Source organism: Flavobacterium frigoris PS1, from assembly GCF_000252125.1.
Classification (GTDB): Bacteria; Bacteroidota; Bacteroidia; order Flavobacteriales; family Flavobacteriaceae; genus Flavobacterium; species Flavobacterium frigoris_A.
Map to the genome: position 1 here is coordinate 458,103 of NZ_AHKF01000018.1, position 22,574 is coordinate 480,676.

Genomic DNA, 22,574 nt, shown 5'->3' on the forward strand with positions numbered 1-22,574 from the left:
TATTAATTTATTAGGGTTTTAGAATGTTTAGCTTGAATTAATCAATTGGTTTTATCAGATTAAACACTTTTAAAAAGGAGTTGAAATACTTACGACTGTTAAAAGCACTTCCTTAATTTATTAAAAACAAAACCTTTTAATTCGTTATTCTCTAGAACGCGATGTAATCAAGCTCCGATCCTTATGGTAAAAAAATTACTGTTCTTTATAGTAACTTATTTAATAACAGGTTATTCTTATTCACAAACTCCTGATTTTAAGATACAACATTTACAATTTGATGTTCCTGGTTCTGGACTTACAATAACAGCTCCTAAAAACTTTTCAGCTGTAAATGATCTTAGCAAAAGTTTTATAATAGTTAGCAACAATAGGCGTAATGGGGCTGGTCCTATTGGATCAAGTGCCAGTATTGAAGCTCGTGGAATGTCCTGTTCTGTTTATTTTTCAAACGCAAACACCATTGTATTTTCTAGAGGTACCGGTGCGAATATTATAACAAGAGTTAATATTATGATTGTTGAATATCTTGGTTCTGTTGGAGGACCCAATGAAATTATTGTAAGATACAGAAATGCTGTTACTCCGGTTGCTGGAACAGCCGTTCAGTCACTAATAATGAGTACGATACCGGGTAATATTAATAAATGTATTCCTTTTTATTCTGTTCAAACAACAGATACCCAAAATGGAGGAGCAGCCAATAGTCTGATGTTGTATTGTTCAGGAACGAATACACTCAACTATCATAGGGGCGGAGCTACTAATACTGTAAGTGCTAGAGTTGAAGTTGTAGAATTTACCGGTAGTAATTGGTCTGTGGGTCATGGAGACTCTGGAACTGGTGGAAGTGATTCAGGAACAATTACTCTGAACAGCTCGGCCACAGGAACAGGGGGAAATATATTTGACGTAGGTTCCTATAGCAATGCGTTCATTTGGCATACCTATAAAGGTGATAGTGGCAGCGGGAGCAATGAGTCTATAGTTGATAACTACCCAGTGTATACACCCAATGGAACCACTAAAGTTAATTGGAGTTTTGCTAATGGCCACGCTGGTGCATCGGAACGACATTTTGTCCATGTATTAGTAAATTCCAACATGAATGTAACTCGGTTTTTAGATTCGCAGAATTCAGAAAATGAATCGGTTATAGATATATCTACTGCAGACTTAACTGATCTGGGACAATCTCTTATTTTGGGAAGTTCGACCTCAACTGGTGGAGGAACTGCATATGGTAGAGGGTGGAGGAATTATTATTTTAATTCTCTTAATCAGGCGGCTCACTGGTCCCACAGAAGTGGAAACACCATGCTTCATGAAATACAAATAATTGATTTTATAGGATTGTCAAAATGCCCATATATTATTAAAACAACTCCTTCGTCAAGATGTGGATCAGGCACTTTAGTGCTTAACGCTAAAGCATCTGCTGGTACTATTAAATGGTATGCTACAGCAACTGATGGACTGCCGTTGGGAACTGGAGCAAGTTTTACTACTCCTATTATTTCAACAACTACAACTTATTATGTTGATGCGACAAATAATGGATGCACCTCTGCATCCAGAACCGCCGTGCTAGCAACAATTAAAGAAATTCCAACTATTATTGAAACAACTCCTGGATCCAGGGTAGGTTCAGGAACTGTCAATTTAGGTGCTTCTGCATCTGCAGGAACAATTAACTGGTACACAAGCTCTATTGGTGGAACTATAATTGGAACAGGAACAAGTTTTATAACTCCATCTATTTCTTCAACAACTACCTACTATGCAGAGGCAACATCTAATGGTTGTGACTCAAGTACAAGAATAGCTGTAATTGCCGCCGTGAGTTGTGTTTCTGCGTCGAGTGATACTAGGTATGAACGAATCATTAACGTTCAAATTGGAGCTATAAATAATAGTTCAGGAGTTAGTTCAGGAGGATATGGCGACTATTCAAATTTATCTACCAATGTCGACATAGGAAATTCTTACCCAATAATTGTGACGAATGGAATCACGGATGTAGATAGTCAGGTAGGTGTTTGGGTTGATTGGAATCAAAATGGAAATTTTACCGATAGTGGAGAAAATTTTACGACTACCAGGGTAGCCGATAAGTTTTCGGCGAACATAGTTGCTCCCGTGGGCGCTAGTTTGGGTTCTGCGCGAATGAGAATCAAGATTATTTATACATCGACTCTTACTCCCTGTGGTACTACTCCATATGGAGAAGCGGAAGATTACACATTGAATGTTGTACCAATAATTACAGGAGTTACTTCTAATTCCCGTTGTGGAACTGGTCAAGTTACTCTTGGTGCAGCGGGTACATTAAATAGCTTAACTAATTGGTATTCAGCTCCATACGGAGACACTTCGCTCGCTTCTGGGACTTCCTTTAAAACCGGTTATTTGACTAATACAACTTCTTATTGGGTAGATGCTACTTATAAAGGTTTTACTACCAGCTCTAGAACGGTAGTTATCGCCACTGTAAATACCGTACCCACGATTACAGGAATTACGGCTGCAACAAGGTGCGGTACAGGAATGGTAACGCTTGGTGCAACTGCTTCTGCAGGAATAATTAATTGGTATGCAGATTTAACAGGAGGGGCTTCGCTTGCAACAGGAAACAGTTATATGACACCTTCTATTTCAGCTACCACAACTTATTATGTTGATGCTACAAATAATGGCTGTACTACAGCAACACGAACAGCAGTAGTAGCAGCTGTAAATGCTGTACCTACTTCGACTGCAGGAAGTGCTATTTCAACTTGTACTGGATTAACTTCTATTGCTATGACAGGGGCTACGGCTGGAGGAATCAATAATGGCAACACTTGGAGTGGTGGCGGTGGTTCAGGCGCATGGTCACAAAATGCCAACCCTGCTTTGGCAACATTTACACCAACAACCTCATCAGGTAGTTTTACTGCTTTATTAACGGTTGAAGGCTCTGGATCGTGTACGGGTACCAACCCAACATCTACACGAACTATTACCTGGGGAACAACACCTACTTCGACTGCAGGAAATGCTATTTCAACTTGTACTGGATTAAATGCTATTACAATGACAGGAGCTACAGCTGGAGGAACCTATAGTGGTAACACTTGGAGTGGTGGCGTTGGTTCAGGCGCGTGGTCACAAAATGCCAACCCTGCTTTGGCTACATTTACACCAACAACCTCATCAGGTAGTTTCACTGCTATATTAACTGTTGCTGGCTCCGGATCGTGTTCGGGCACTAACCCAATATCTACACGAACTATTACCTGGGAGACTCCTCCAGCAATTACTAGTACTAAACCAGGTTCAAGATGCGGTACAGGAACGGTAACCTTGGAAGCCACTGCATCTGCAGGTACAATCAATTGGTATGCAGATTTAACTGGAGGGGCTTCTCTTGGAACCGGAATCAGTTTTACTACGGTTTCCATTTCTGCAACAGCAACCTATTATGTTGAAGCTATAAATAATGGCTGTACTACAGCAACACGAACAGCAGTAGTAGCAGCTGTAAATGCCGTACCCACAATTACAAACACGATAGCTGGTTCAAGAGTTGGAACCGGAACGGTAACTTTAGGCGCTACCGCTTCTGTTGGTGTCATCAATTGGTATGCTGCAGCAAGCGGAGGAGTATCTCTGGGATCGGGAGAAAGTTTTGATACACCAACCATTTCATCGACCACCAGTTATTATGCTGAGGTAACTAACGGTGTTTGCACCACATTATCTAGAACTGAAGTGGTTGCAAGTGTGACTATTGAAGTTAGTGGTCCGTTACTTGATTTAGGGATTCTTACCAATTTTGCTGCCTATACGGTTGCTGGTGCAGTTACTAACTCAGGAACTTCAACGTTGAGTGGCGATATAGGTTCAAATAATGGAATTATTACAGGTTTTGGAGCACCTACAACAGCAGGTACAATCTACAATGCTGATGCTACAACTGCTCAAGCTAAAATTGATCTACTTAGAGTTTATATTCATCTTAATGACGTATTTGTAACAAATACAACTCATGCCGCCGGTTTTGGAGGGGAAACTCTTACAGCTGGTGTATATTCGATTGCAGGTGCAGGCTCGTTAACAGGACCAATAACATTAGACGGTCAAGGAAATGCTAATGCTATATTTATTATTAAATTCGAAGGAGCTTTTACAGTAGCAGCAAATTCTAAAATCATTTTAGCTAACGGCGCTCGTGCTTGCAACGTTTTTTGGATAGCTCAAGGTGCAATTTCGGCTGGTGCTTCAAGTGATTTAAAGGGAACTCTTATTGCATACCCGGGTGCTATTACCGTTCCTACTGGTAGTAATCTCGAAGGAAGAATGCTTTCTTCAAGTGGGGCAATAAATTTTGGTCCTGGAGCACTTTCGGTACCAGAAGGACCCATTACTATTCCTATTAAATGCGATAATACCTGTAATAATAACATCTTAGGGACAGTTGCCAATTTTGTACTTTTTACAAGTGCTGGTGCTGTTGCAAATAATGGACCTTCTGGTATAGTTGGTGACATTGGATCTAATGAGGGTGCTATAAGTGGTTTTGAAAGTTCAACAATTGAAGGCTCTTTTTATAATGTTGATGCCGTAACGGCTCAAGCTAAAATAGATTTGCAAGCGGCTTATACACAGCTTATTGGTGTTTCATCAACAAATACAACTCACACTCCTGCATTTGGGGGTGGAGAGACACTAACTGCGGGAGTTTATTCTATTGGCGGAGCGGGATCTTTAGCAGGAACACTTACCCTAGATGGCCAAGGTGACCCAGATGCATTATTCATTTTAAGATTTACTGGTGCATTTGCGACTGCGGCACAATCTAAGGTGATTTTGACAAATGGAGTACGTCGTTGTAATGTTTTTTGGGTAGCCGACGGTGCAATTTCAATGGGGGCATTTAGTAATATGAAAGGGACGCTTATTGCTAATAATGGTGCCAATAATATGGGAGCTAATGGAAACCTTGAAGGAAGAATGCTCTCTACTGCTGGGGCTATTGGCATTAGTACTGGTGTGATCTATAACAATACACTATGCTTTAATGCGCCAATAAACAAATGGAAGGGAACAGTTAGTACTGTTTGGAATATACCAGGAAACTGGACACGAAATATTGTTCCTGCCGCCGATGATAATATTATTTTTGATGAGGCTCCTGTGAACCATTGCTTCATGTATCAAGACCGTTCCGTAACTAATATTACTAATACACAATCTCTTTATGGAGTTGTTCTTAATGGTAATAAACTTACGTTAAAAGGAGAGTTGTTATTCACTAATGGTGCTTCAATAGATGCTTCTGCGGCAAACTCTACAATTCAATTATCTGGATCGAAAGTTCAGACAATAAACAGTAGTGAGTTTAAAAACAATGAAGTTTATAATTTGAATATTAATAATTCGAATAATCTACTTCTTAGCGGAAGCCTACGATTGTTAAATAAGTTAACTACTACAACAGGATTAATAGATGCTTTCACTAATTCACCAGTAATGATTTATGGCGGAAGTACAATACAAACAATTGGAAGCAATCAATTTCTAGGTGAAAAAGTATATAACCTTACAGTAGACAATGCAATTGGGGTTAATCTGAATACTAATTTTACCATCGCAAATACATTATTAATTAACGCAAATAAAATAGTTTCAGTTTCCCCTTTATATCAGCTTACGGCAATGGGAACGATTAACAATAATGCTGGTGCCTCTGGGCTTGTGTTGAAATCAGATGCAACTGGAACCGCCTCTTTATTACATAATTCGAATAATGTACCTGCTACAGTACAACGTTATATAAGTGGACCTGTAGAAGGCTGGCATTTTCTTTCTTCGCCGGTGTCCAACCAATCTATTAGTGGTTCGTGGCTACCTGTGGGTAGTTATGGAACCGGAAATGTTGCTACAGGTACAGGTTATGATTTGTATTTATGGGATGAACCATCGTTCAGTTTTAAGTACAAACAAGATGCTAGTTCAATAGGATGGAACTCGGTACATCCAGGAAGTAATTTTTCTGTTGGACGTGGCTATCTGTATTCAGTACAAGCAGCTAATCCTACCAAAGAATTTCAAGGAAATTTGAATAACGGTACTATAAATTATCCAATTACCACAACTGCGACAGCCGATCCAATTTTAATAGAACTTAAAGGTTTCAACCTTGTTGGTAATCCATATCCTTCTTCAGTCGATTGGCAGGCCACTTCTGGCTGGGATCGAACTATTTTAGAAAGTAGTGCTGGTGGTAAAGATATGTGGGTTTGGAATCCTACGGCGAATAATTATGGAGTTTTTAATTCGGTATCAGGAGTTGGAACCAACTCAATTAGCAGGTATTTAGCACCTATGCAAGGTTATTTTGTAAAAGCGGCTAGTAATGGTGCCATAGGGTTTGATAATTCTGTTCGCACACACACAGGAGCAGGAAATTGGTTTAAAAATTCAGGAATTAAAAATGGCGTGATCCGCATTGATGTTCAATCAGAGGATAACAGCGACGCTGATGAAGTGCTTATTCAGTTTGGTTATTCAGACAGTAAGCAGGGAGCTTCAAAACTGTTCAGTCATGTAGTTACGGCTCCTAGCCTATATATGAGGTCAAATAGTGTGGACTACTCAGTGCGTTATATGACCAACACAGCTGAAAATACATCTGTGCCATTGAAATTTAAAGCAGGAAAGGACGGGTTTTATAATTTGGCATTCAATTTTGATTCTAAAGAATTTGACTTTGTAAAATTAGAAGATCGTATTTTGAAAAAATATGCTACTATAAAACCGGCTACTTTTTATAGATTCAAATCATCGAAAAAAGATGATGTTAATCGTTTCGTGCTGCATTTTACAGATTTGGATACTGCAGTAGAAAATGAATTAACCGCATTAGTTTATATGGATGGAAGTCGTCTGGTTGTCGACTTAAAAGCAGTAAATATTCAGACTGAACTTTTAATCTTTGATATTACAGGTAAGTTATTATTGCAAAAAGATTTGGATGGCTCAACAGTGCATAAGTTAGATTTGAATTTAACGACACAAGTACTATTAGTAAGCCTTAGTAATGAAAAAGGTACATTCAATACAAAAGTTTTATATGACTCTTTAAAATAACTAGTTTTAGTCATTTGTATGACAAGCGTAGTTTTTAGCTACAATTAAAGAATAAAAACCAGTGGATTAGTCTTGACTGGTTTTTTTTATATCAGGAATTCCCATTTCCGTCATTAATAGTAATCGTTGATTGTACTCGCTATATTTTTTTTAAACAAAACGGTAAATCTTGTCGTTTTTTAGAATTTAAATTACACAAAAAAAACAGTTTAATTCTTCTCTGTTAAGATTAACTATTTAAATTATACAAGGTAGATATTTGAGTATATATTTTGAATTTGATCCATTACCCTTGGTGAGTTTAAGTCATAAAAGAAGCATTATGTTTAAGTCTGAGGTGAGGCAAAATTTATTCTGTTTTTCTTCAGAGATCTTCGCATTTATAGGAAATCTAGTTTTATATGTAAGAAACCTAGTAGATTTGAATTTGGTTAGTGCATTTAATCGGTATTATACGCGTTTAATCGATTAGTTTCCGTAACTTTAGGTGTGGAAGTTTTATATGTGATAAAAGTGCCGTAATGATTGCTTAAAATTCATTTAAAACATTCAAAACACAGAGTTGTCAACCTAAATGGTCTTGTCATGAAAAATCTTTTAAAACTAATATTAGTCACTGTAGCACTAGGTTTTACAGCAAATAGTAAAGCACAAACTTTATCTACTGCAAATGCTTCAGCAGGAGCAACGATAATTGTTCCAATGACATTAACAGAACAAAATTCATTAAATTTTGGAAGCACTAACAAAAAATTAGGTGTTGCGGGATCAGTTGTTCTTTCCACAGCAGATGCATCTCGAGATTTTAACGGAGGAGTTTCTGGATCGTCGTTTGGTGATCCAGCTACAAACGCTGTTTTTAATATAACTGGAGCGAATGACAGTAGCTATGCAATAACATTACCTAGCTCAATCACTGTTATGGAGCCAGGTTCTATGACAATGACGATTAATGAGCTAAAAATCAGATTTAGTGGTGCTGCTCAAGACATTGCAATTAATGAAGGTAGTAATAGTGTTAGCAAGATGCTTAATGCTAGTGGAAATGATAGTTTCAGATTGGGAGGAAAGTTAAATATAGGGTCGGAACAGCTGGCAGGCTCCTATTCTGGAACCTATTCTGTTACTGTGGACTATAATTGACTGAATAGTAAAATAATCAAAAGTAAATGATGGCTGTCCTTTGGGATGGCCTTTTTGCTTTTAATCGTAATTAAAATTAATCCCTTTATAGTGGACTAGTATTTTACTCCTTTGCGTATTCTTAGTTTTATTATGATCATCATACTACAGTCTGGTTCGGTCAAACCACTTATTTTTTTTCTCTTTTTATTTGGTACTTTTAAATCAATAAATGTACTTCAATCGGAAAGTGATATTTGGTCCTAAGTATTACAATTAAGAAGGTTTCTACAGTTCAGGATTTAACGTAAAATTAACGATTTGATTATTATGATTTAACTGAATCCAATTTTGTCATATTTTGATTTTGGTTGAACTATCTTTTTCTATCTCCTTGTAGCGAAATTGAGATCAGAATTTTTACGAATAATGTTATAATTGAGTAGAAGTTGCACTTTAACGTTTTTTTAAGTTAGTTACAGACTTTTTTAGGAGTGAGGTGTTGTTACACCATATGTTTGCAGCAGATTTAAAAACCGATTTACCCAAATCTACTAAAACAAAAAACATGAAAAAAAACTTACTTACATTAGCAACTATTCTTACAATTGGATTTTTCACAAACAGCACTGTTGCACAATCTACAACTAAAAGTGAACTAACAAATGCAACTGCAAGTGCACACTTGGTTCAGCCAATGATATTAGAAGAAACGAACGGATTGGACTTTGGAACAATTCTTTTAACTGATAAATTAGCCGGTAAATTCCTGTTAACTCCGGATGCAAGTGATGATGGAGTCTTGACTGTAACTGAAGGAGGAAACTCAGCAGCATCAGTAGGAGGGCATAAAGCCAAAGTTGGACTTTATACGGTGAAAGGTTCTAAACATTCAGGATATGCTGTTACATTGCCGTCTACTATTACTGTTAATAGTACTGGAAGTGCTAATATTGATGAAATGACTATAGATAACTTAAAGTTATATTTTTCTAGTACTTCAAAGATTGATACCGCTGGAAAACTTGATAAAAAAGGAGACGATACATTTAAGCTTGGAGGAACATTGAATATTGGTGCAGATCAAGGTGATGGTCTTTATGCAGGAACTTTCACGATAAGTGTTGATTATAACTAGGATTTAATTTGATATAATGAAAAGGGAAAGGACAACTTATGGTCTTTTCCCTTTTTTTATGGGTATAAAGTTTTATTTTTGTTTCATACCTCAAATTAAAAAAAAGAGCACAATGAAAAAGTTACTACTATTCATGACTATAATTGTTTTCAGTTTAGGAGCAAAGGGTCAAGGCGATTTACTAGTTACACCCAAGCGGGTTGTATTTGAAGGTAATAAGCAGAAAGAAGTGCTTACTCTGGTAAACGTTGGTAATGAGACGACCACCTATTCGGTTTCTTTTGTTCAAAAAAGCATGAAAGAAGATGGAAGTTTTGTAGATATTATTGAAACTGAATCGGGGCAAAATTTTGCTGATTCTTATCTGCGTATTTTTCCAAGACAGATTACGTTAGCGCCCAATGAAGGGCAAACCATCGTGCTACAATACCGACGTAAATCGGATATGGCGTCAGGTGAATACCGTTCCCATTTGTATTTCAGATCTGAAAAAAACTATACGGCTCTTGGAGATAGTAGCGCAGCCAAAGGTGCTAAAAGTTTAAGTGTACAGCTTATTCCTATTTACGGAATGAGTATTCCTGTAATCATCCGTACAGGCGTAACGGATGTAAATAGCACCTTGAGTGATTTAAAACTGCAAGGACAGGATCAAACGGTACAAAACCTTAGTTTTACCATTAATCGATTAGGGAATATTTCATTATACGGTGACATTCTAGTACAGTTTATTCCTGAAAAAGGGAAACCGTATGATGTTGCTGCCATAAATGGAGTGGGAGTATACACCAGCATAAACAAGCGAAAAATAATTCTACGATTAGACACCGAAAGAGGAAAGCCGTTGGCCAAAGGAACATTAAAGGTGACTTACAGTAGTAGTGGAGATTCTAAGGCTTTCGTGTATGCTGCAAGTGACTTGGTAATTGAATAAGGAAACGGTAATATTATCTATTTAGTAAAGATTGAAAATAGCGATTGACATTGAAAATAGTAAACTCAAAAAGACCATTTCATACATTAAAGATATTTATAGCTGCACTTTTATTTGGTGCAAGTTATTCGTATGGACAACCTAGCTTGCCGACAAGATCAATAGAAGTAACTGCAACCCAGGCACTACAGTTTGGAACTTTTGCTCTTACTGGCGCTGCGGGTGGAAGTGTTGTGGTGGGATATGATGGTAGTAGGGCTGCTACTGGAAGTATTGCAATTTTGGGTATTTCACCTTATGCGCAACCTGCTATTTTTGAAGTAAAACTACTTCAAGGAAGGAATGTTCATCTTGATTTTTCCCCGACCACTACTTTACAGGGGAGTGATGGAGGTTCACTTATACTACACATTGGCCCTACTGAGAAGGGAACTAACGGTGCGTTTTTTTCCACCAATAATAATAGGGAGTTCACAACGCTTCTAAGGGTCGGAGGCACGCTTGACATACCAGGTAATGCAATTCCGGGTACGTATACTGGTACGTTTTTCATTACCTTTAATCAAGAATAAGGAATGTTGAAAGATAAATATTGTGTAGTTTACTCTAGATTTATGAGGCTAATAGTGATGTCTTCATTCTCATTTGTAGCTAAAATCTTGTTTTTACTTGTGTTTTTGAGTTCATTTACGCCTTATGAGAAAAAATCGGAGAGTAACTTTGTAATAGATAAATCAACTGATCCAGATCCAGTCTCTTATGATTTATTTCCAGTAAATGTAATTATTGATGGGGTAGGTAGTTTTGATTTGGACGTTTTATATACAGATAGTAACTTATTATATATTAATATAGAAGATTTGTTCAGAGCTCTAAAAATTCCTTGTACAACGGGATTGAAAGGAATAGATCTCGATGGATTTATTGGAAACGAACAACAATCTTATTCCATCGACTTTGCAAAAGGGTTAGTAAAAGTAGGAGAAAGAACATTTAGTGCCCCAAATAAACTATTAAAGGAATCAGGGAGCTTATATATGGAGTCTTCATATTTTGCAAAAGCTTTTGGAATTACACTGGATTTTAACTACAGATCGCTGACAATAAAATTAAAAGCGGATTTTGAGTTGCCTATAGTAAAACAAATTCGCCTAGAAAAAATTCGATCAAATATTTCAAAAGTAAAAGGAGAAATTGTCGCAGATACGCTTATTAGTCGTGACTATCATTTATTCAAGTTTGGTACCTTAGATTGGTCCGCTTCCTCGTTTCAAAATTGGAAAGGTGGCACAAATAATGCATTTGGCTTGAGTTTAGGAACAGAACTGCTATATGGAGAAGCCAATATCTCAGTGAATTATTTCGATCGATACAAATTTGACAATAGGCAGCTGCAGTACCAATGGAGGTGGATAGACAATGATAAGACTTTCATCAAGCAAGCCCAAGTGGGTAAAATAAGCGTTTCAACGATTTCCTTTATTAATGCTCCTTTAGTGGGAGCTAGCATTCGAAATTCACCTACTACGGTACGAAAAGCACAAGGAAGCTATGTCATCGATGAAATTACAGAAGCTAACTGGACAGTGGAGCTATACATCAATAATGTTTTAGTTGATTTTACAACGGCCGATGCATCCGGTTCATTTACATTTAAGGTTCCAATCGTTTATGGTTTCACCACCGTGAAATTAAGGTATTACGGTCCCACGGGCGAAGAACGTACAGAAGAACGGGAAATGAATGTACCTTATACAGTTGTTGCGCCAAATGAGTTTGAATATGGTTTATCCGCTGGTGTAGTGCAGGATGGTGATGGAAGTCTGTTCGGAAAATGGGATTTTAACTACGGTGTTAACCGCATATTAACTGTGGGTGGAGGTGTAGAATACCTTTCCTCTTTAGCCAATAATGGTCTAATTCCTTTTGCAAAAGCAACCGTGCAACCTTTTAGCAAGTTAATCCTTAATGGTGAGTATGCCCATGGCGTCAGAACTAAGGGATTGTTAAATTATTATATAACGAAGGATATTTTATTAGAGCTTGATTATGCCAAATATGCCGAAGGACAAAAAGTAACACTGTTTAATGCTTCTGAAGAAAGGGAAGCGAAGCTGTCAATGCCATTTCACTACAAAAAAGTAAACGGTTATTTTAGATTGGACTACTCCCAATTGGTTTATGATACGTTTAATTATAATTATTCCAATTTGATGTTTTCTGCCTCCTATAAACAATTTAATGCAAATGCATCAACGCAAATCAATTGGGTTAGTGAAAAAGATCCTTTCATTACAAACGACTTAGTATTGGGTTATAGATTTAGGAATAATTATGTTATACGATCATCAGCACGATATAATGCCACTGATTCTGCATTAATATCTTTCAGTACAGAGTTAGAAAAAAGGATTGCAAAAGGTTATTTTTCGGCTTCCTTGCAAAGAAACTTACAGTCAAATGATTTTTATCTAAATGTGGGCTGCAAATATGATTTTTCTTTTGCAAGAGCTACAGTTTCAGGATCGCAAAGTAAGCTTAATAGCGGTACTTCAATTAGTGCACGAGGCAGTCTGGCTTTTGGAGGTGGGAATGGCTACATTCATTCAAATAATAATTCTTCAGTGGGTAAAGGTGGTATTTTACTATATCCTTTTTTGGACTTAAATAATAACGGTATTCTTGATAAAGGAGAACATATGGTGAAATTAACTACGGCTAGAATAAGTGGGGGAAGAGCCATTTTTAATGAAAAAGACTCCATTGTGAGGATTCCTAATCTGAACTCATTTACCAGTTATTTAATTGAGTTTAATGACAATGATTTAGATAATATAGCATGGCGTTTTAAACATAAAACCTATAAAGTTTTAGTAGACCCTAACCAGTTCAAGCGAATTGACGTTCCCATTCTCTCTATGGGTGAAATAAGCGGTATGGCTTATATGGAAAAGGAAAACGAGCTCAAAGGGATAGGCCGGATATTGATAAAAATATATGAGAAAAACAGTGATAAAGTCGTAGCAGAAACACTTTCAGAATATGATGGATACATATATAAACTGGGGCTTAAACCCGGAGAGTATAGGGCCTGCGTTGATCTAGAACAGTTGAGTAATCTTAATTTTATTGCGGAACCATCCTGCAGATATTTCACGATAAAGGCATCTGAAGAAGGTGATATCGTGGATGGAATCGATTTTATATTGAAGAAAAATAAAGAATAGCCCTGAAAATAGTTAAGGGATATCTGGTAAAATCATCCGCTCGCCATTTACTTTAGTGGCATAAAATAAAACAGCCTGTAATCCACTAGGGTTTAAAGGCTGTTTTATTAGTTTTAGATAACTTTCATAAGTAAATCTTCATTACTCATGAAATAGAATTGTCAGGTTCTAAAAATAGTATCCAATATTCATATTGAAACGCACTTCCCAATTTGCATCTGTAGCTCCGTCTGCCAAGCCATTTGTCCATTGTGGACCTAGCCAAGGCTGATTTTTACCTGCTGCTGCATCAAAGTAAGTATAAACATTTCCTGCAGTAACTAAAACTCCAGTTACATTCATAATTGAGTCTGCAAAATCAGAATTTACTTTTTCTAAGTAACCATAATCATTATAGAATTGTAGTGAAGAGACTGGACCCCAATTTACAGGGAGCGTATATTGAACGCCTAAAGTGTAGGTTTGGCCTGCTGCCGCAGTAAGGTAAGGTGCACCATAAGCAGTCATTGCAACAACTTGTTTACTTTCTCCTGCTGGACCTTTAGTAGTTTTTTTGTATTTTGTCACTTGTGCTTTAACACCAAAACGTTTGTATTTCAATTGATAATGCAAAGCTGCAGCGTAATGGGATCCCATTTCCTCAGTGTCTAAATTGTAAAGTCCACCAAATTGTCCAGAACCTCCTATCGTATGACTAATACTATCATTTCCGATCACGTAATTAAGTTGACCATTGACTTGATTCACTTCCTTATTACGGAAGTCTAAAATTCCATCACCATCTATATCTATCGAAGCCACATCATAGGAATATCTAGCGTCTGAAACGTCAGAGTTACTACCAAATCTTTGCTCTTCGGCATTTTTGAAAAATGCTAAGGCATAGTTCCATTTTTTGTCCGTATGGGTAAACTTAATTCCCATGTCATGATCGTCTTCTAAACCGATGTAATAGTTCATACTAAAAAACCAGTTGTGAGAATTATAAGTTGTAATTCCAAAAGGAACTTGTGTTAGTCCAACTTGAATTTCATTCTTTGGATCAAAATCATAGGCTACCCAACCCTGTTTTAACATTCCTCCACCAAAACCTTCTGAATAAAGGCGATATTCAGCATTCAGTTTGATTCCTTTGTATTTGGCCTTAGCATTAACGCGGAATACATCATATCCAAAATCTCCTCCGCGTTTCTTTTGTCCATCTTTCCATGAAGATAAATTGTAATTGAATCGTAAAGCACCGCCTATTTCTAGTTCTGGTTTGTCTTGGGCATAAATAGCTCCAGTTGATAATAGCATTAAGCCAATTATCAAAGTAATTTTTGAAAACATAAAGTGTTTTTTGGGAATTAAAAAAAGTGAAAAATTGAAGGAATACGAGAAAAAAATGATTTTTTGAGATGAAACTTGCTTCCCAGGCTAGCAACAAAATAACGATAAAACGTCTTACAATTCACTTTTCATGAGTTGTCGTATAATCCTAATTTTCGTTCTGCAAAGGTACATAATTATTGCTAGTAACCTATTTTGCTTGAAATGGCTCTTTTTTTAAGTGTTTTTGTGATGGTTTATACGTGATTTCTTAAATGAGCTTTCGGTTACTTTTGCCTTCATTTTTTAGTAAGATAAATTGTGATTGAAGTTACATGCAGCCAGTTCTTGTTTTGATTTTTCTTGGGTATAAATTGCTCCCGTTAATAATTACGTTGAATCAAATATTGAAATAATTTATTAAAACTTACAGATTTACTTTATTTTCAAAAGTGTATTTTTGGAAGATAAAACGCCCTTCATTCTTAAAAGGAAAATAAAATAGCTAAAAAAAAACAGATGCTATCGTCAGGATTGGCATTTCTATTCGTCATATAACATATGAATTTGGACTGTAAACATTCTTTATCAACAGCGATCCTCCTTTTTGCGCAAAGCGATCAGGTGGAAAGTGCTGTGAAACCTATTGCCTATCAAAAAAAGCAGAATGATTTACTATGGCAAAAAATGAATCAGAAAGTGATACAAACGATTCATAAAACAAATTTGCCATACTTTATTTCAGATGAAAAGACACAAGTTGGGCAATCTTTTGGTGATAAATTAAGTCACGCAATACAATTAGTTTTTGACAAAGGATTTGAAAAAGTTATAGTTGTAGGAAACGATAGCCCCGGACTTACTGTGACGCATTTCAAAAATGCACAGTTAGGTCTTGAAAATAAAAAATGGGTTTTTGGTCCAGACCGGAAAGGGGGAACCTATTTAATAGGAGTTTCAAAATCAGTTTTTAATGCAGCTTTATTTGCAAAAATAAGTTGGTGTACGAATCAAGTTGCAGCGCAACTGAAAGCACTTTCTTTTAAGGAGTCAACCATATTGTCTCCTTTAGCTGATTTAAATACGATAGCTGATTTTAAAAACATACTCAAAGGATTTTCTTTCTACAGTACTTTTAAAAACTACATGCTTTCGATGTTGTCGTATCAACATCCCATAAACCGAGTTTTAAAGAAGCGCTATTGTTTTGAGATTGTTGGATTTAATTTTAATAAAGGATCTCCCATCATGGAGTAATTTGTCAACACTTTATTTTAAAATTATTATCCAAAATTATACTTGAATGAAACAATTTTTCCTGTTTTTATTACTGAGTGTCACCACATTTGCGGTCGCTCAAGAAGATCTGTCTGTCACCATCATAGATTTTAAGACGCAACAAGCTATTGCAAATGTCGAAGTTCTATTAATTAATAGTTCTCGTAATAGTAGTATGCAACAAATTTCAAATAGTCAAGGTAAAGTTACATTTAGAGGTATTCCTGCCTTAGATGGTTACCAAGTGATTTTTGAAGGAACGGCTGTATACGCAGCTCAAAAATCAGATTTAATAAGTGTACGGTCAAATCAAGCTGCCAATGTGACTTTGGTTTTAGCAGCAAAAGATTCAAATGAGTTGAATGAAGTTGTGATTACCCAAGGCGCCACTGCAAAAATTAATCGTCGGGATGCGGAGGTCTCTTTTGAGATGAAAGCAGCGGAAATCCAGGAAATTCCTGTAGAAGGACGCGATATAACAAGAGTTTTATTTCGGTTGCCTAATGTGTCACAAGCAACAGGTTTTTATGCCGAAGCACCTAATGTGAGTATCAATGGAGCCAGTTCAGGATATACTTCTTACCTGATTGATGGTTTAGACAATAACGAACGATTTTTAGGTGGACAAAAGTTTGCTATTCCGTCTGGATTTGTAAAAGATATTACAGTCTTAACCAATAATTTCTCCGCGGAATATGGCTTGACAGGAAGCGGAATAATCAATATTACGCCTCGTTCTGGATCTAATGAAACCACTGGTGAAGTTTTCTTTATTACAAGACCGGGCCCTTCAATTGATGGGAAATCTAGTTTTGCGCAAAGAGATTTATCTGGAAACCAAGTGAAAAATGGTTTCGCACGCTATCAAACAGGTGTCGGAATAGGTGGTGCTTTAGTAAAAGATAAAACCTTCTATTACTTTAACTTTGAACACACGACTGATGTTAAGGATAATTTATTAAATGTTCCTCAACTTGGCGTCACTGAAACGGTTAGAGGAACTAACACATTTGATTATTTTTCTACAAAAATTGACCAGATTTGGAATCCTAATTTCAACTCCTCATTACGAGCAAATGTGGGTATAGTAGATGTGGAACGACAAGGTGGCGGACTTGATGGTGGTTCTACATTTGCTTCAGCAGGAAATACACAACAGCGGAACAGTATTTTATTAGCTTTAAAAAACAGCTATAAATTCGGAAATTTTTCGGGAGAAACGAATGTACAATACAGTCGTTTTAGATGGAATTATGCAAAACCGTTCAATCCTAACAGTTCGCAAGTAACTATTTTAGGTGTCAATGATGAAACATTAGGAGTGATAGGAAATCCGGGTTACGTTTTTGATGCTATTGAAAATACAATTCAAATTCAACAAAAAGTAAAATATTATACAGAGAATCATACTTTTAAAGCTGGTGTGAATTTTATTAGAGGAGATCATCAATTATTTGGTGGAGGAAATCCAGTAGGTAATTACCGTGTAAAGCTGAATCAAAACCAGATCGATGTTATTAAAAATAGTGACGTAGGAGGAGCATTGAATGTAAAGGATATTCCACTTGATGCAACCGTTTTGAACTATAATGTAGAATTACGTCCGGCTTCTTTTGGAACAAATCAAGATATTTACTCGGCTTATGTAGAGGATTTATGGTCAGTTTCTAATAGATTAAATCTTGTTTTAGGATTGCGTTATGATTATGATAATTTGTCAAAAGGAGGAAGCGATAAAGGGGATTTTAACAATTTAGCACCTCGATTTAATTTCAATTATAAACTAGACAATTCAAGTAGTTTGCGTGGTGGATACGGAATTTCATACGATAAGGTAAACTATGCTTTGTACAGTGATGCTTTGCAGCAAAATACAACTTCGTCAAGTTATAAATTAGAATTACAAGAACTGAAAAGATTGGGGATTTTACCCGCCGATACGAATATTGATAGAATTACGTACAATGGTAATTTAGCCGCTTCGGTTTCTGGAGTAGATTTTTTGCTAGGACCGTCGGCAACTGATTTACAAGGGCAGCGAGAAAATATATTCTCTAATGAGCGCCGTATTTTGAATCCAAATGGGTATAAGAATTCGTATTCTCATGAGTTTGCTTTAGGATACCAATTGCAATTGTCGGATGAAAGATTATTCTTTGTGGATTTGGTTCACAATAGAGGTGAAAACTTATCACGATTACGCAACTTGAATGCAGCGGCCGAATATTCAATTGACCCTAATAATGTTGTAATTAGGACTCCCGCTGAAGCTGATGCGACCCGACCAATTCCGATTATTAATGGAAGTGCTACCATTAACGGACAAACAGTTACAGGAATTGCGAGAAGTGTTATCGTTAGTGAGAATGAAGGGAAGTCAAGATATTATGCGATGAGTTTCAATTACCAAAAAACAAAAGGAACTGATAACTATACGTATCGTTTGAATTATACCTTGTCTTCTAGTAAAAATGATACTGACGGAATTAACTTTAGAGCTTCGGATGGGAATAATTATGCGAATGAATGGGGGCCGTCAGTAAATGACAGAACACATAATATTAATGGAATTTACAGTTACTATCCATTTAAAGGAACTACAGTTACACTGGCTGGTTTATTACAAAGTGGCCAACCTATAAATCGTATTCCTCTTGGTTTTGGCACGACGGATTTGAATGGTGATGGCGCTAGTTTTTCTGACGCCTATCAAGGAAATAGTGACCGTTTTCCGGGAGAAAGTAGAAACAATGATCGTTTACCATGGAGTACCACTTTTGATTTAGGAGTGCAACACCAAATCACAATTGCAGGAAACAATAAAATTGAATTGCGTGCCGATATCTTTAATGTTTTCAATGCCGAAAACTTAAGTGGATACAGTAACAATGCTACTCAAAGTAACCAAATTCAAGGAGGATCTAGTGCTAGCGGCTTGTTTACACAACGAAACGCCTCTCCACCAAGACAGTTTCAATTTGGAGTACGTTATTTATTCTAAACAGAATTTGTGTCTTGATGTTTTTAATTTGCGTTAGGGATAGGAGTGACATCCTTTTGTGGAGTTTACGAAACAAAAGATAGAACGGATAGCCCGACCGCCTTTTTTTGGCGGGAACGCCCAAATAAAATAAAAGTAAAATATGTTTATACTAAATGCAAATGAGCCAGAAGAATTGGCTACTTATTTACAGCATCAACAGTGGTTCGCAGCTAACGAAACTATTGTTTCACTGTCTAAACCTGGCGAGGGGAATATGAATTGCGTATTGCGGATAGAGACGGAAAGTCGCTCTTTTATTGTCAAACAATCTCGTGGGTATGTCGAAAAATATCCACAGGTTTTAGCGCCCGAAGCTCGTGTTCTTACCGAAGGGGCTTTTTATAAAAAAATATCCAGTTCTGAAAAAGTGCAGCGTGCAATGCCTAAACTTTTAGGAATTGATGCGGTGAATAATTTGATTGCTTTAGAAGACTTAGGGAAAACAAATGATTATACTGTTTTGTATGATTTGCAACAAAAATTAGAAGTCGGAGAGTTGCAGCAATTAGTGAATTATTTGAATGGTTTGCACCAAAGTTTTCAGAAAACCGTTGTTGATGACGAACTGACAAATACTGAAATGAGGAGTTTGAACTATGAACATATTTTTGAATATCCATTTAGAGAAGAAAATGGTTTCAATTTAGATTCAGTTCAAGAGGGGCTTCAAAAATTGGCTTTGTCGTACAAAAAGAACTCGGATTTAAAACAAAAAATTGAACGGTTGGGCTCTTTGTATTTGTCAAAAGGAAAGTATTTATTACAAGGTGATTTTTATCCAGGGAGCTGGTTGAAAACGAATCAAGGTATTAAAGTTATAGATCCAGAATTTTGTTTTTATGGCTTGCGCGAATTCGATTTAGGCGTACTATTAGCCCATCTGTATTTAACACAGCAGGAGGAATCAGCTATCGATTTTGTAAAGGAAAATTACTATTCTTTTGCCGAATTAAACACTACAATTTTGAATGGTTTTATAGGTTGTGAAATCATGCGTAGATTGATAGGGCTGGCACAATTACCATTAAAAATGGATTTAAAAACCAAAGCAACCTTATTACAGTTTGCTGAAAATTTGATTTTAAAATAAAAGAAAGATTATGAAAATTAAAATATTCGCATTAGCATTGTTGCTTTCGGCATCATTGCAAGCGCAAACAAAAGTTTGGTTTGACACTGATATCATGATTGGAATGCCTGATAAAACTGCCCGGGAGGTAGATGATGGAATCACCTTGATTATGGCGTTGAAGCAACCTCAAATAGAGATAGTAGGAATTAGCTCGATCACTTATGTAGATTATAGCTATGATGTTATCAATAAAATTTTGGGATGGCACAATAAGGGTGCGGCAATTCCAGTGTATAAAGGGTCTCCAAAAGCAGATGATTTAGGTGTTGAAAATGATGGAACTAGAGCATTATATGAAGCTTTAAGGAAAGAGAAGCTGACTATTTTAGCCTTAGGACCCATGACTAATATTGCTACTTTGATCCAAAATCATCCTGATATTATTCCGCAAATAGAGAAAATTTCAATTTGCGCTGCAAGAACTCCAGGTTTACTTTTTAATCCAGGAAACGGAAAATTGAATGTGTTTGATTACAACTATGAGTTAGACAATAAGTCAATGGATGTGCTTCTTAACTCTTCTATACCACTTGTTTTTGCAGGCTATGAGCCCAGTTCTTATACGCACATTGGGAATATTGATTTGGCTAGTTTAGATACGAATGAAGAAGCTGATAAGTGGTTGTTTGATATTGTTCAACCTTGGATGGATAAGAACGAGAAGTATTTTGGAGTTAGAGGATTTATTCCTTTTGACTGTTCTACTTTAGGAGTGATTACGCATCCTGAATATTTTACCTACCACAAGGATATTCCCATTCAAGTAAATTATAAAAAGAATGATGCGCTTCAAGTGCAACCAAATGTTCCTTATAAAAATTTCTTAGAAGTTTCCTATAAGTATAAAACCAAAAAGAAAGTAGATTACGCCATAAGAGCCCTGCAAGGTTTTGAAGAAAAGATATTGGAGACTTTAAGTGTAAAAAACTAACAAAACTTTAGGGTTTGTTTGAAAACCAAATCTAGAAATCAATCGTATATTACCTTATAGTCAATTATATCTTAGAGTGTTTGTAGTAACCATTAGATATATTTGAAGGCAACAGTATTTATAAAAACAAAAATAACAACAGATGAAAATTAAATTAGCAAGTTTGGTAGTAGTGTTGTTTACAATTTTAAGTTGTAACGCACAGACAAAAAAAATGTCTTTAGAACCTAAAAAAGGGAAGGCCATAGCTGTTTTTGCCGAAGGTTGTTTCTGGTGCAGTGAGCATGTATTTGAAGCAGTTGTAGGAGTAGACGAGGCGGTATCTGGATATTCTGGAGGCAACGTAAAGAATCCTAGCTATGAAATGGTGGGTTCTAATAGAACTGGTCATGCAGAAGCTGTGGCGGTTTTCTATGATCCTAAAGTAGTTTCTTTCAAGGAACTAGTAGATGTGTTTTTTGCCTCGCAGGATCCTACAACGCCTAATCAGCAAGGTCCAGATAAGGGATCTTCCTATCGTTCTATTGCCTTTTACAAAAATGTAGTAGAGAAGAAAATTATTGAAGACAAAATTAAGGAACTTACTGCTAATAAAGTATTCGCCAATCCTATCGTTACGGAGGTAAAACCAGTTTCTGAGTTTTATGAAGCAGAATCCTACCACCAAGATTATGTAAAAAATAATCCCAATCAGCCTTATGTAAAAGGGGTTTCAATACCGCGATACAACAAGTTTAAAAAAACATATAAAGGAAAACTAAAACCTAAATCTTAAAGTCATGAAATTATATAAACAACTATTAGTGCTTCCCGCGATAGCATTTAGCTTTATTGCATGTATGCAAGCGAATAAAAGTGAAAAAGTAATAACAGAAGCAAAATCAACTATGCAGGAACAACCGGTTCTGTCATTGACAGATACCTCGTTGAAGAAAGTCATAAAAACAGATGCTGAATGGAAAAAGGTATTGACTGCTAATGAGTATTCTGTATTGCGCGAAAAAGGAACAGAGCGTCCTTTTCAAAATGAATTCAATGGCAACCATAAAAAAGGACATTATTTTTGTGCTGCCTGTAAGTTGCCTTTGTTCTCCTCTGAAGCAAAGTTTGAGTCCGGTACGGGATGGCCAAGTTTTTATGCTCCAATAAATAAAAACAGAGTAAAAGAGGTTGTTGACAAAAGTATGGGAATGGTACGCGGAGAAATTGTATGTGCACGTTGTGATGGTCATTTAGGACATCTTTTTGATGATGGACCTAGACCAACAGGTTTGCGTTATTGTATGAATTCAGCAGCGATGTTATTCCAAGAGTCTAAATAAAT

The 22,574-nt window shown here is 36.4% G+C and carries 13 protein-coding genes; 12 read left to right on the forward strand and 1 reads right to left on the reverse strand.

The window, feature by feature from the left end; translation table 11 throughout:
• Nucleotides 1–183: 183 nt before the first annotated feature.
• The 6 genes from HJ01_RS17885 to HJ01_RS10805 all read left to right on the forward strand — a co-directional run bounded on the left by HJ01_RS17885 (nucleotide 184) and on the right by HJ01_RS10805 (nucleotide 13,555).
• Nucleotides 184–7,134, forward strand: coding sequence for an ice-binding family protein (locus HJ01_RS17885; RefSeq protein WP_007138438.1), 6,951 nt, complete (start codon nucleotides 184–186; stop codon nucleotides 7,132–7,134).
• A gap of 585 nt (nucleotides 7,135–7,719) precedes the next feature.
• Nucleotides 7,720–8,277 carry a DUF4402 domain-containing protein gene (locus HJ01_RS10785; protein WP_007138439.1) on the forward strand — a complete coding sequence of 186 codons (558 nt, stop codon included), beginning with the start codon at nucleotides 7,720–7,722 and terminating at the stop codon, nucleotides 8,275–8,277.
• Nucleotides 8,278–8,824: 547 nt separating this feature from the next.
• On the forward strand, nucleotides 8,825–9,394 hold the full coding sequence (locus tag HJ01_RS17145) for a DUF4402 domain-containing protein (protein ID WP_157999919.1): 570 nt from the start codon (nucleotides 8,825–8,827) through the stop codon (nucleotides 9,392–9,394).
• Between the two features lie 112 nt (nucleotides 9,395–9,506).
• On the forward strand, nucleotides 9,507–10,328 hold the full coding sequence (locus HJ01_RS10795; protein ID WP_007138441.1) for a hypothetical protein: 822 nt from the start codon (nucleotides 9,507–9,509) through the stop codon (nucleotides 10,326–10,328).
• Nucleotides 10,329–10,378: 50 nt separating this feature from the next.
• On the forward strand, nucleotides 10,379–10,900 hold the full coding sequence (locus HJ01_RS10800) for a DUF4402 domain-containing protein (protein WP_050855221.1): 522 nt from the start codon (nucleotides 10,379–10,381) through the stop codon (nucleotides 10,898–10,900).
• A 3-nt stretch (nucleotides 10,901–10,903) separates the two neighbouring features.
• Nucleotides 10,904–13,555, forward strand: a complete 2,652-nt coding sequence (locus tag HJ01_RS10805; RefSeq protein WP_157999920.1) for a hypothetical protein — start codon at nucleotides 10,904–10,906, stop codon at nucleotides 13,553–13,555.
• 168 nt (nucleotides 13,556–13,723) lie between these two features.
• Here the strand turns inward: HJ01_RS10805 and HJ01_RS10810 are convergent, their stop codons facing one another.
• Nucleotides 13,724–14,887 carry a hypothetical protein gene (locus HJ01_RS10810; protein WP_007138444.1) on the reverse strand — a complete coding sequence of 388 codons (1,164 nt, stop codon included), beginning with the start codon at nucleotides 14,885–14,887 and terminating at the stop codon, nucleotides 13,724–13,726.
• A gap of 540 nt (nucleotides 14,888–15,427) precedes the next feature.
• On the opposite strand from HJ01_RS10810, the gene HJ01_RS10815 reads away from it, so the two are divergent.
• The 6 genes from HJ01_RS10815 to msrB all read left to right on the forward strand — a co-directional run bounded on the left by HJ01_RS10815 (nucleotide 15,428) and on the right by msrB (nucleotide 22,572).
• Nucleotides 15,428–16,123 carry a DUF2064 domain-containing protein gene (locus HJ01_RS10815; RefSeq protein WP_007138445.1) on the forward strand — a complete coding sequence of 232 codons (696 nt, stop codon included), beginning with the start codon at nucleotides 15,428–15,430 and terminating at the stop codon, nucleotides 16,121–16,123.
• 46 nt (nucleotides 16,124–16,169) lie between these two features.
• Complete coding sequence (locus tag HJ01_RS10820; RefSeq protein ID WP_007138446.1) at nucleotides 16,170–19,145, forward strand: TonB-dependent receptor; 2,976 nt, start codon at nucleotides 16,170–16,172, stop codon at nucleotides 19,143–19,145.
• 142 nt (nucleotides 19,146–19,287) lie between these two features.
• Nucleotides 19,288–20,277 carry a phosphotransferase gene (locus tag HJ01_RS10825; RefSeq protein ID WP_007138447.1) on the forward strand — a complete coding sequence of 330 codons (990 nt, stop codon included), beginning with the start codon at nucleotides 19,288–19,290 and terminating at the stop codon, nucleotides 20,275–20,277.
• Nucleotides 20,278–20,287: 10 nt separating this feature from the next.
• Nucleotides 20,288–21,250 carry a nucleoside hydrolase gene (locus tag HJ01_RS10830; protein ID WP_007138448.1) on the forward strand — a complete coding sequence of 321 codons (963 nt, stop codon included), beginning with the start codon at nucleotides 20,288–20,290 and terminating at the stop codon, nucleotides 21,248–21,250.
• Nucleotides 21,251–21,392: 142 nt separating this feature from the next.
• A complete protein-coding gene (gene msrA, locus HJ01_RS10835; RefSeq protein ID WP_007138449.1) occupies nucleotides 21,393–22,025 on the forward strand; it encodes a peptide-methionine (S)-S-oxide reductase MsrA in 633 nt (210 codons plus the stop codon).
• A gap of 4 nt (nucleotides 22,026–22,029) precedes the next feature.
• Nucleotides 22,030–22,572: a peptide-methionine (R)-S-oxide reductase MsrB gene (msrB, locus tag HJ01_RS10840; RefSeq protein WP_007138450.1), complete on the forward strand. Its 543-nt coding sequence runs from the start codon at nucleotides 22,030–22,032 to the stop codon at nucleotides 22,570–22,572.
• Nucleotides 22,573–22,574 lie beyond the last annotated feature (2 nt).

Excerpts from the sequence above, each read along its gene's own strand:
- HJ01_RS17885 (WP_007138438.1), top strand. The coding sequence starts at position 184 with ATGGTAAAAAAATTACTGTTCTTTATAGTAACTTATTTAATAACAGGT.
- HJ01_RS10785 (WP_007138439.1), top strand. The coding sequence starts at position 7,720 with ATGAAAAATCTTTTAAAACTAATATTAGTCACTGTAGCACTAGGTTTT.
- HJ01_RS17145 (WP_157999919.1), top strand. The coding sequence starts at position 8,825 with ATGAAAAAAAACTTACTTACATTAGCAACTATTCTTACAATTGGATTT.
- HJ01_RS10795 (WP_007138441.1), top strand. The coding sequence starts at position 9,507 with ATGAAAAAGTTACTACTATTCATGACTATAATTGTTTTCAGTTTAGGA.
- HJ01_RS10805 (WP_157999920.1), top strand. The coding sequence starts at position 10,904 with ATGTTGAAAGATAAATATTGTGTAGTTTACTCTAGATTTATGAGGCTA.
- HJ01_RS10810 (WP_007138444.1), bottom strand. The coding sequence starts at position 14,887 with ATGTTTTCAAAAATTACTTTGATAATTGGCTTAATGCTATTATCAACT.
- HJ01_RS10815 (WP_007138445.1), top strand. The coding sequence starts at position 15,428 with ATGAATTTGGACTGTAAACATTCTTTATCAACAGCGATCCTCCTTTTT.
- HJ01_RS10820 (WP_007138446.1), top strand. The coding sequence starts at position 16,170 with ATGAAACAATTTTTCCTGTTTTTATTACTGAGTGTCACCACATTTGCG.
- HJ01_RS10825 (WP_007138447.1), top strand. The coding sequence starts at position 19,288 with ATGTTTATACTAAATGCAAATGAGCCAGAAGAATTGGCTACTTATTTA.
- HJ01_RS10830 (WP_007138448.1), top strand. The coding sequence starts at position 20,288 with ATGAAAATTAAAATATTCGCATTAGCATTGTTGCTTTCGGCATCATTG.
- msrA (WP_007138449.1), top strand. The coding sequence starts at position 21,393 with ATGAAAATTAAATTAGCAAGTTTGGTAGTAGTGTTGTTTACAATTTTA.
- msrB (WP_007138450.1), top strand. The coding sequence starts at position 22,030 with ATGAAATTATATAAACAACTATTAGTGCTTCCCGCGATAGCATTTAGC.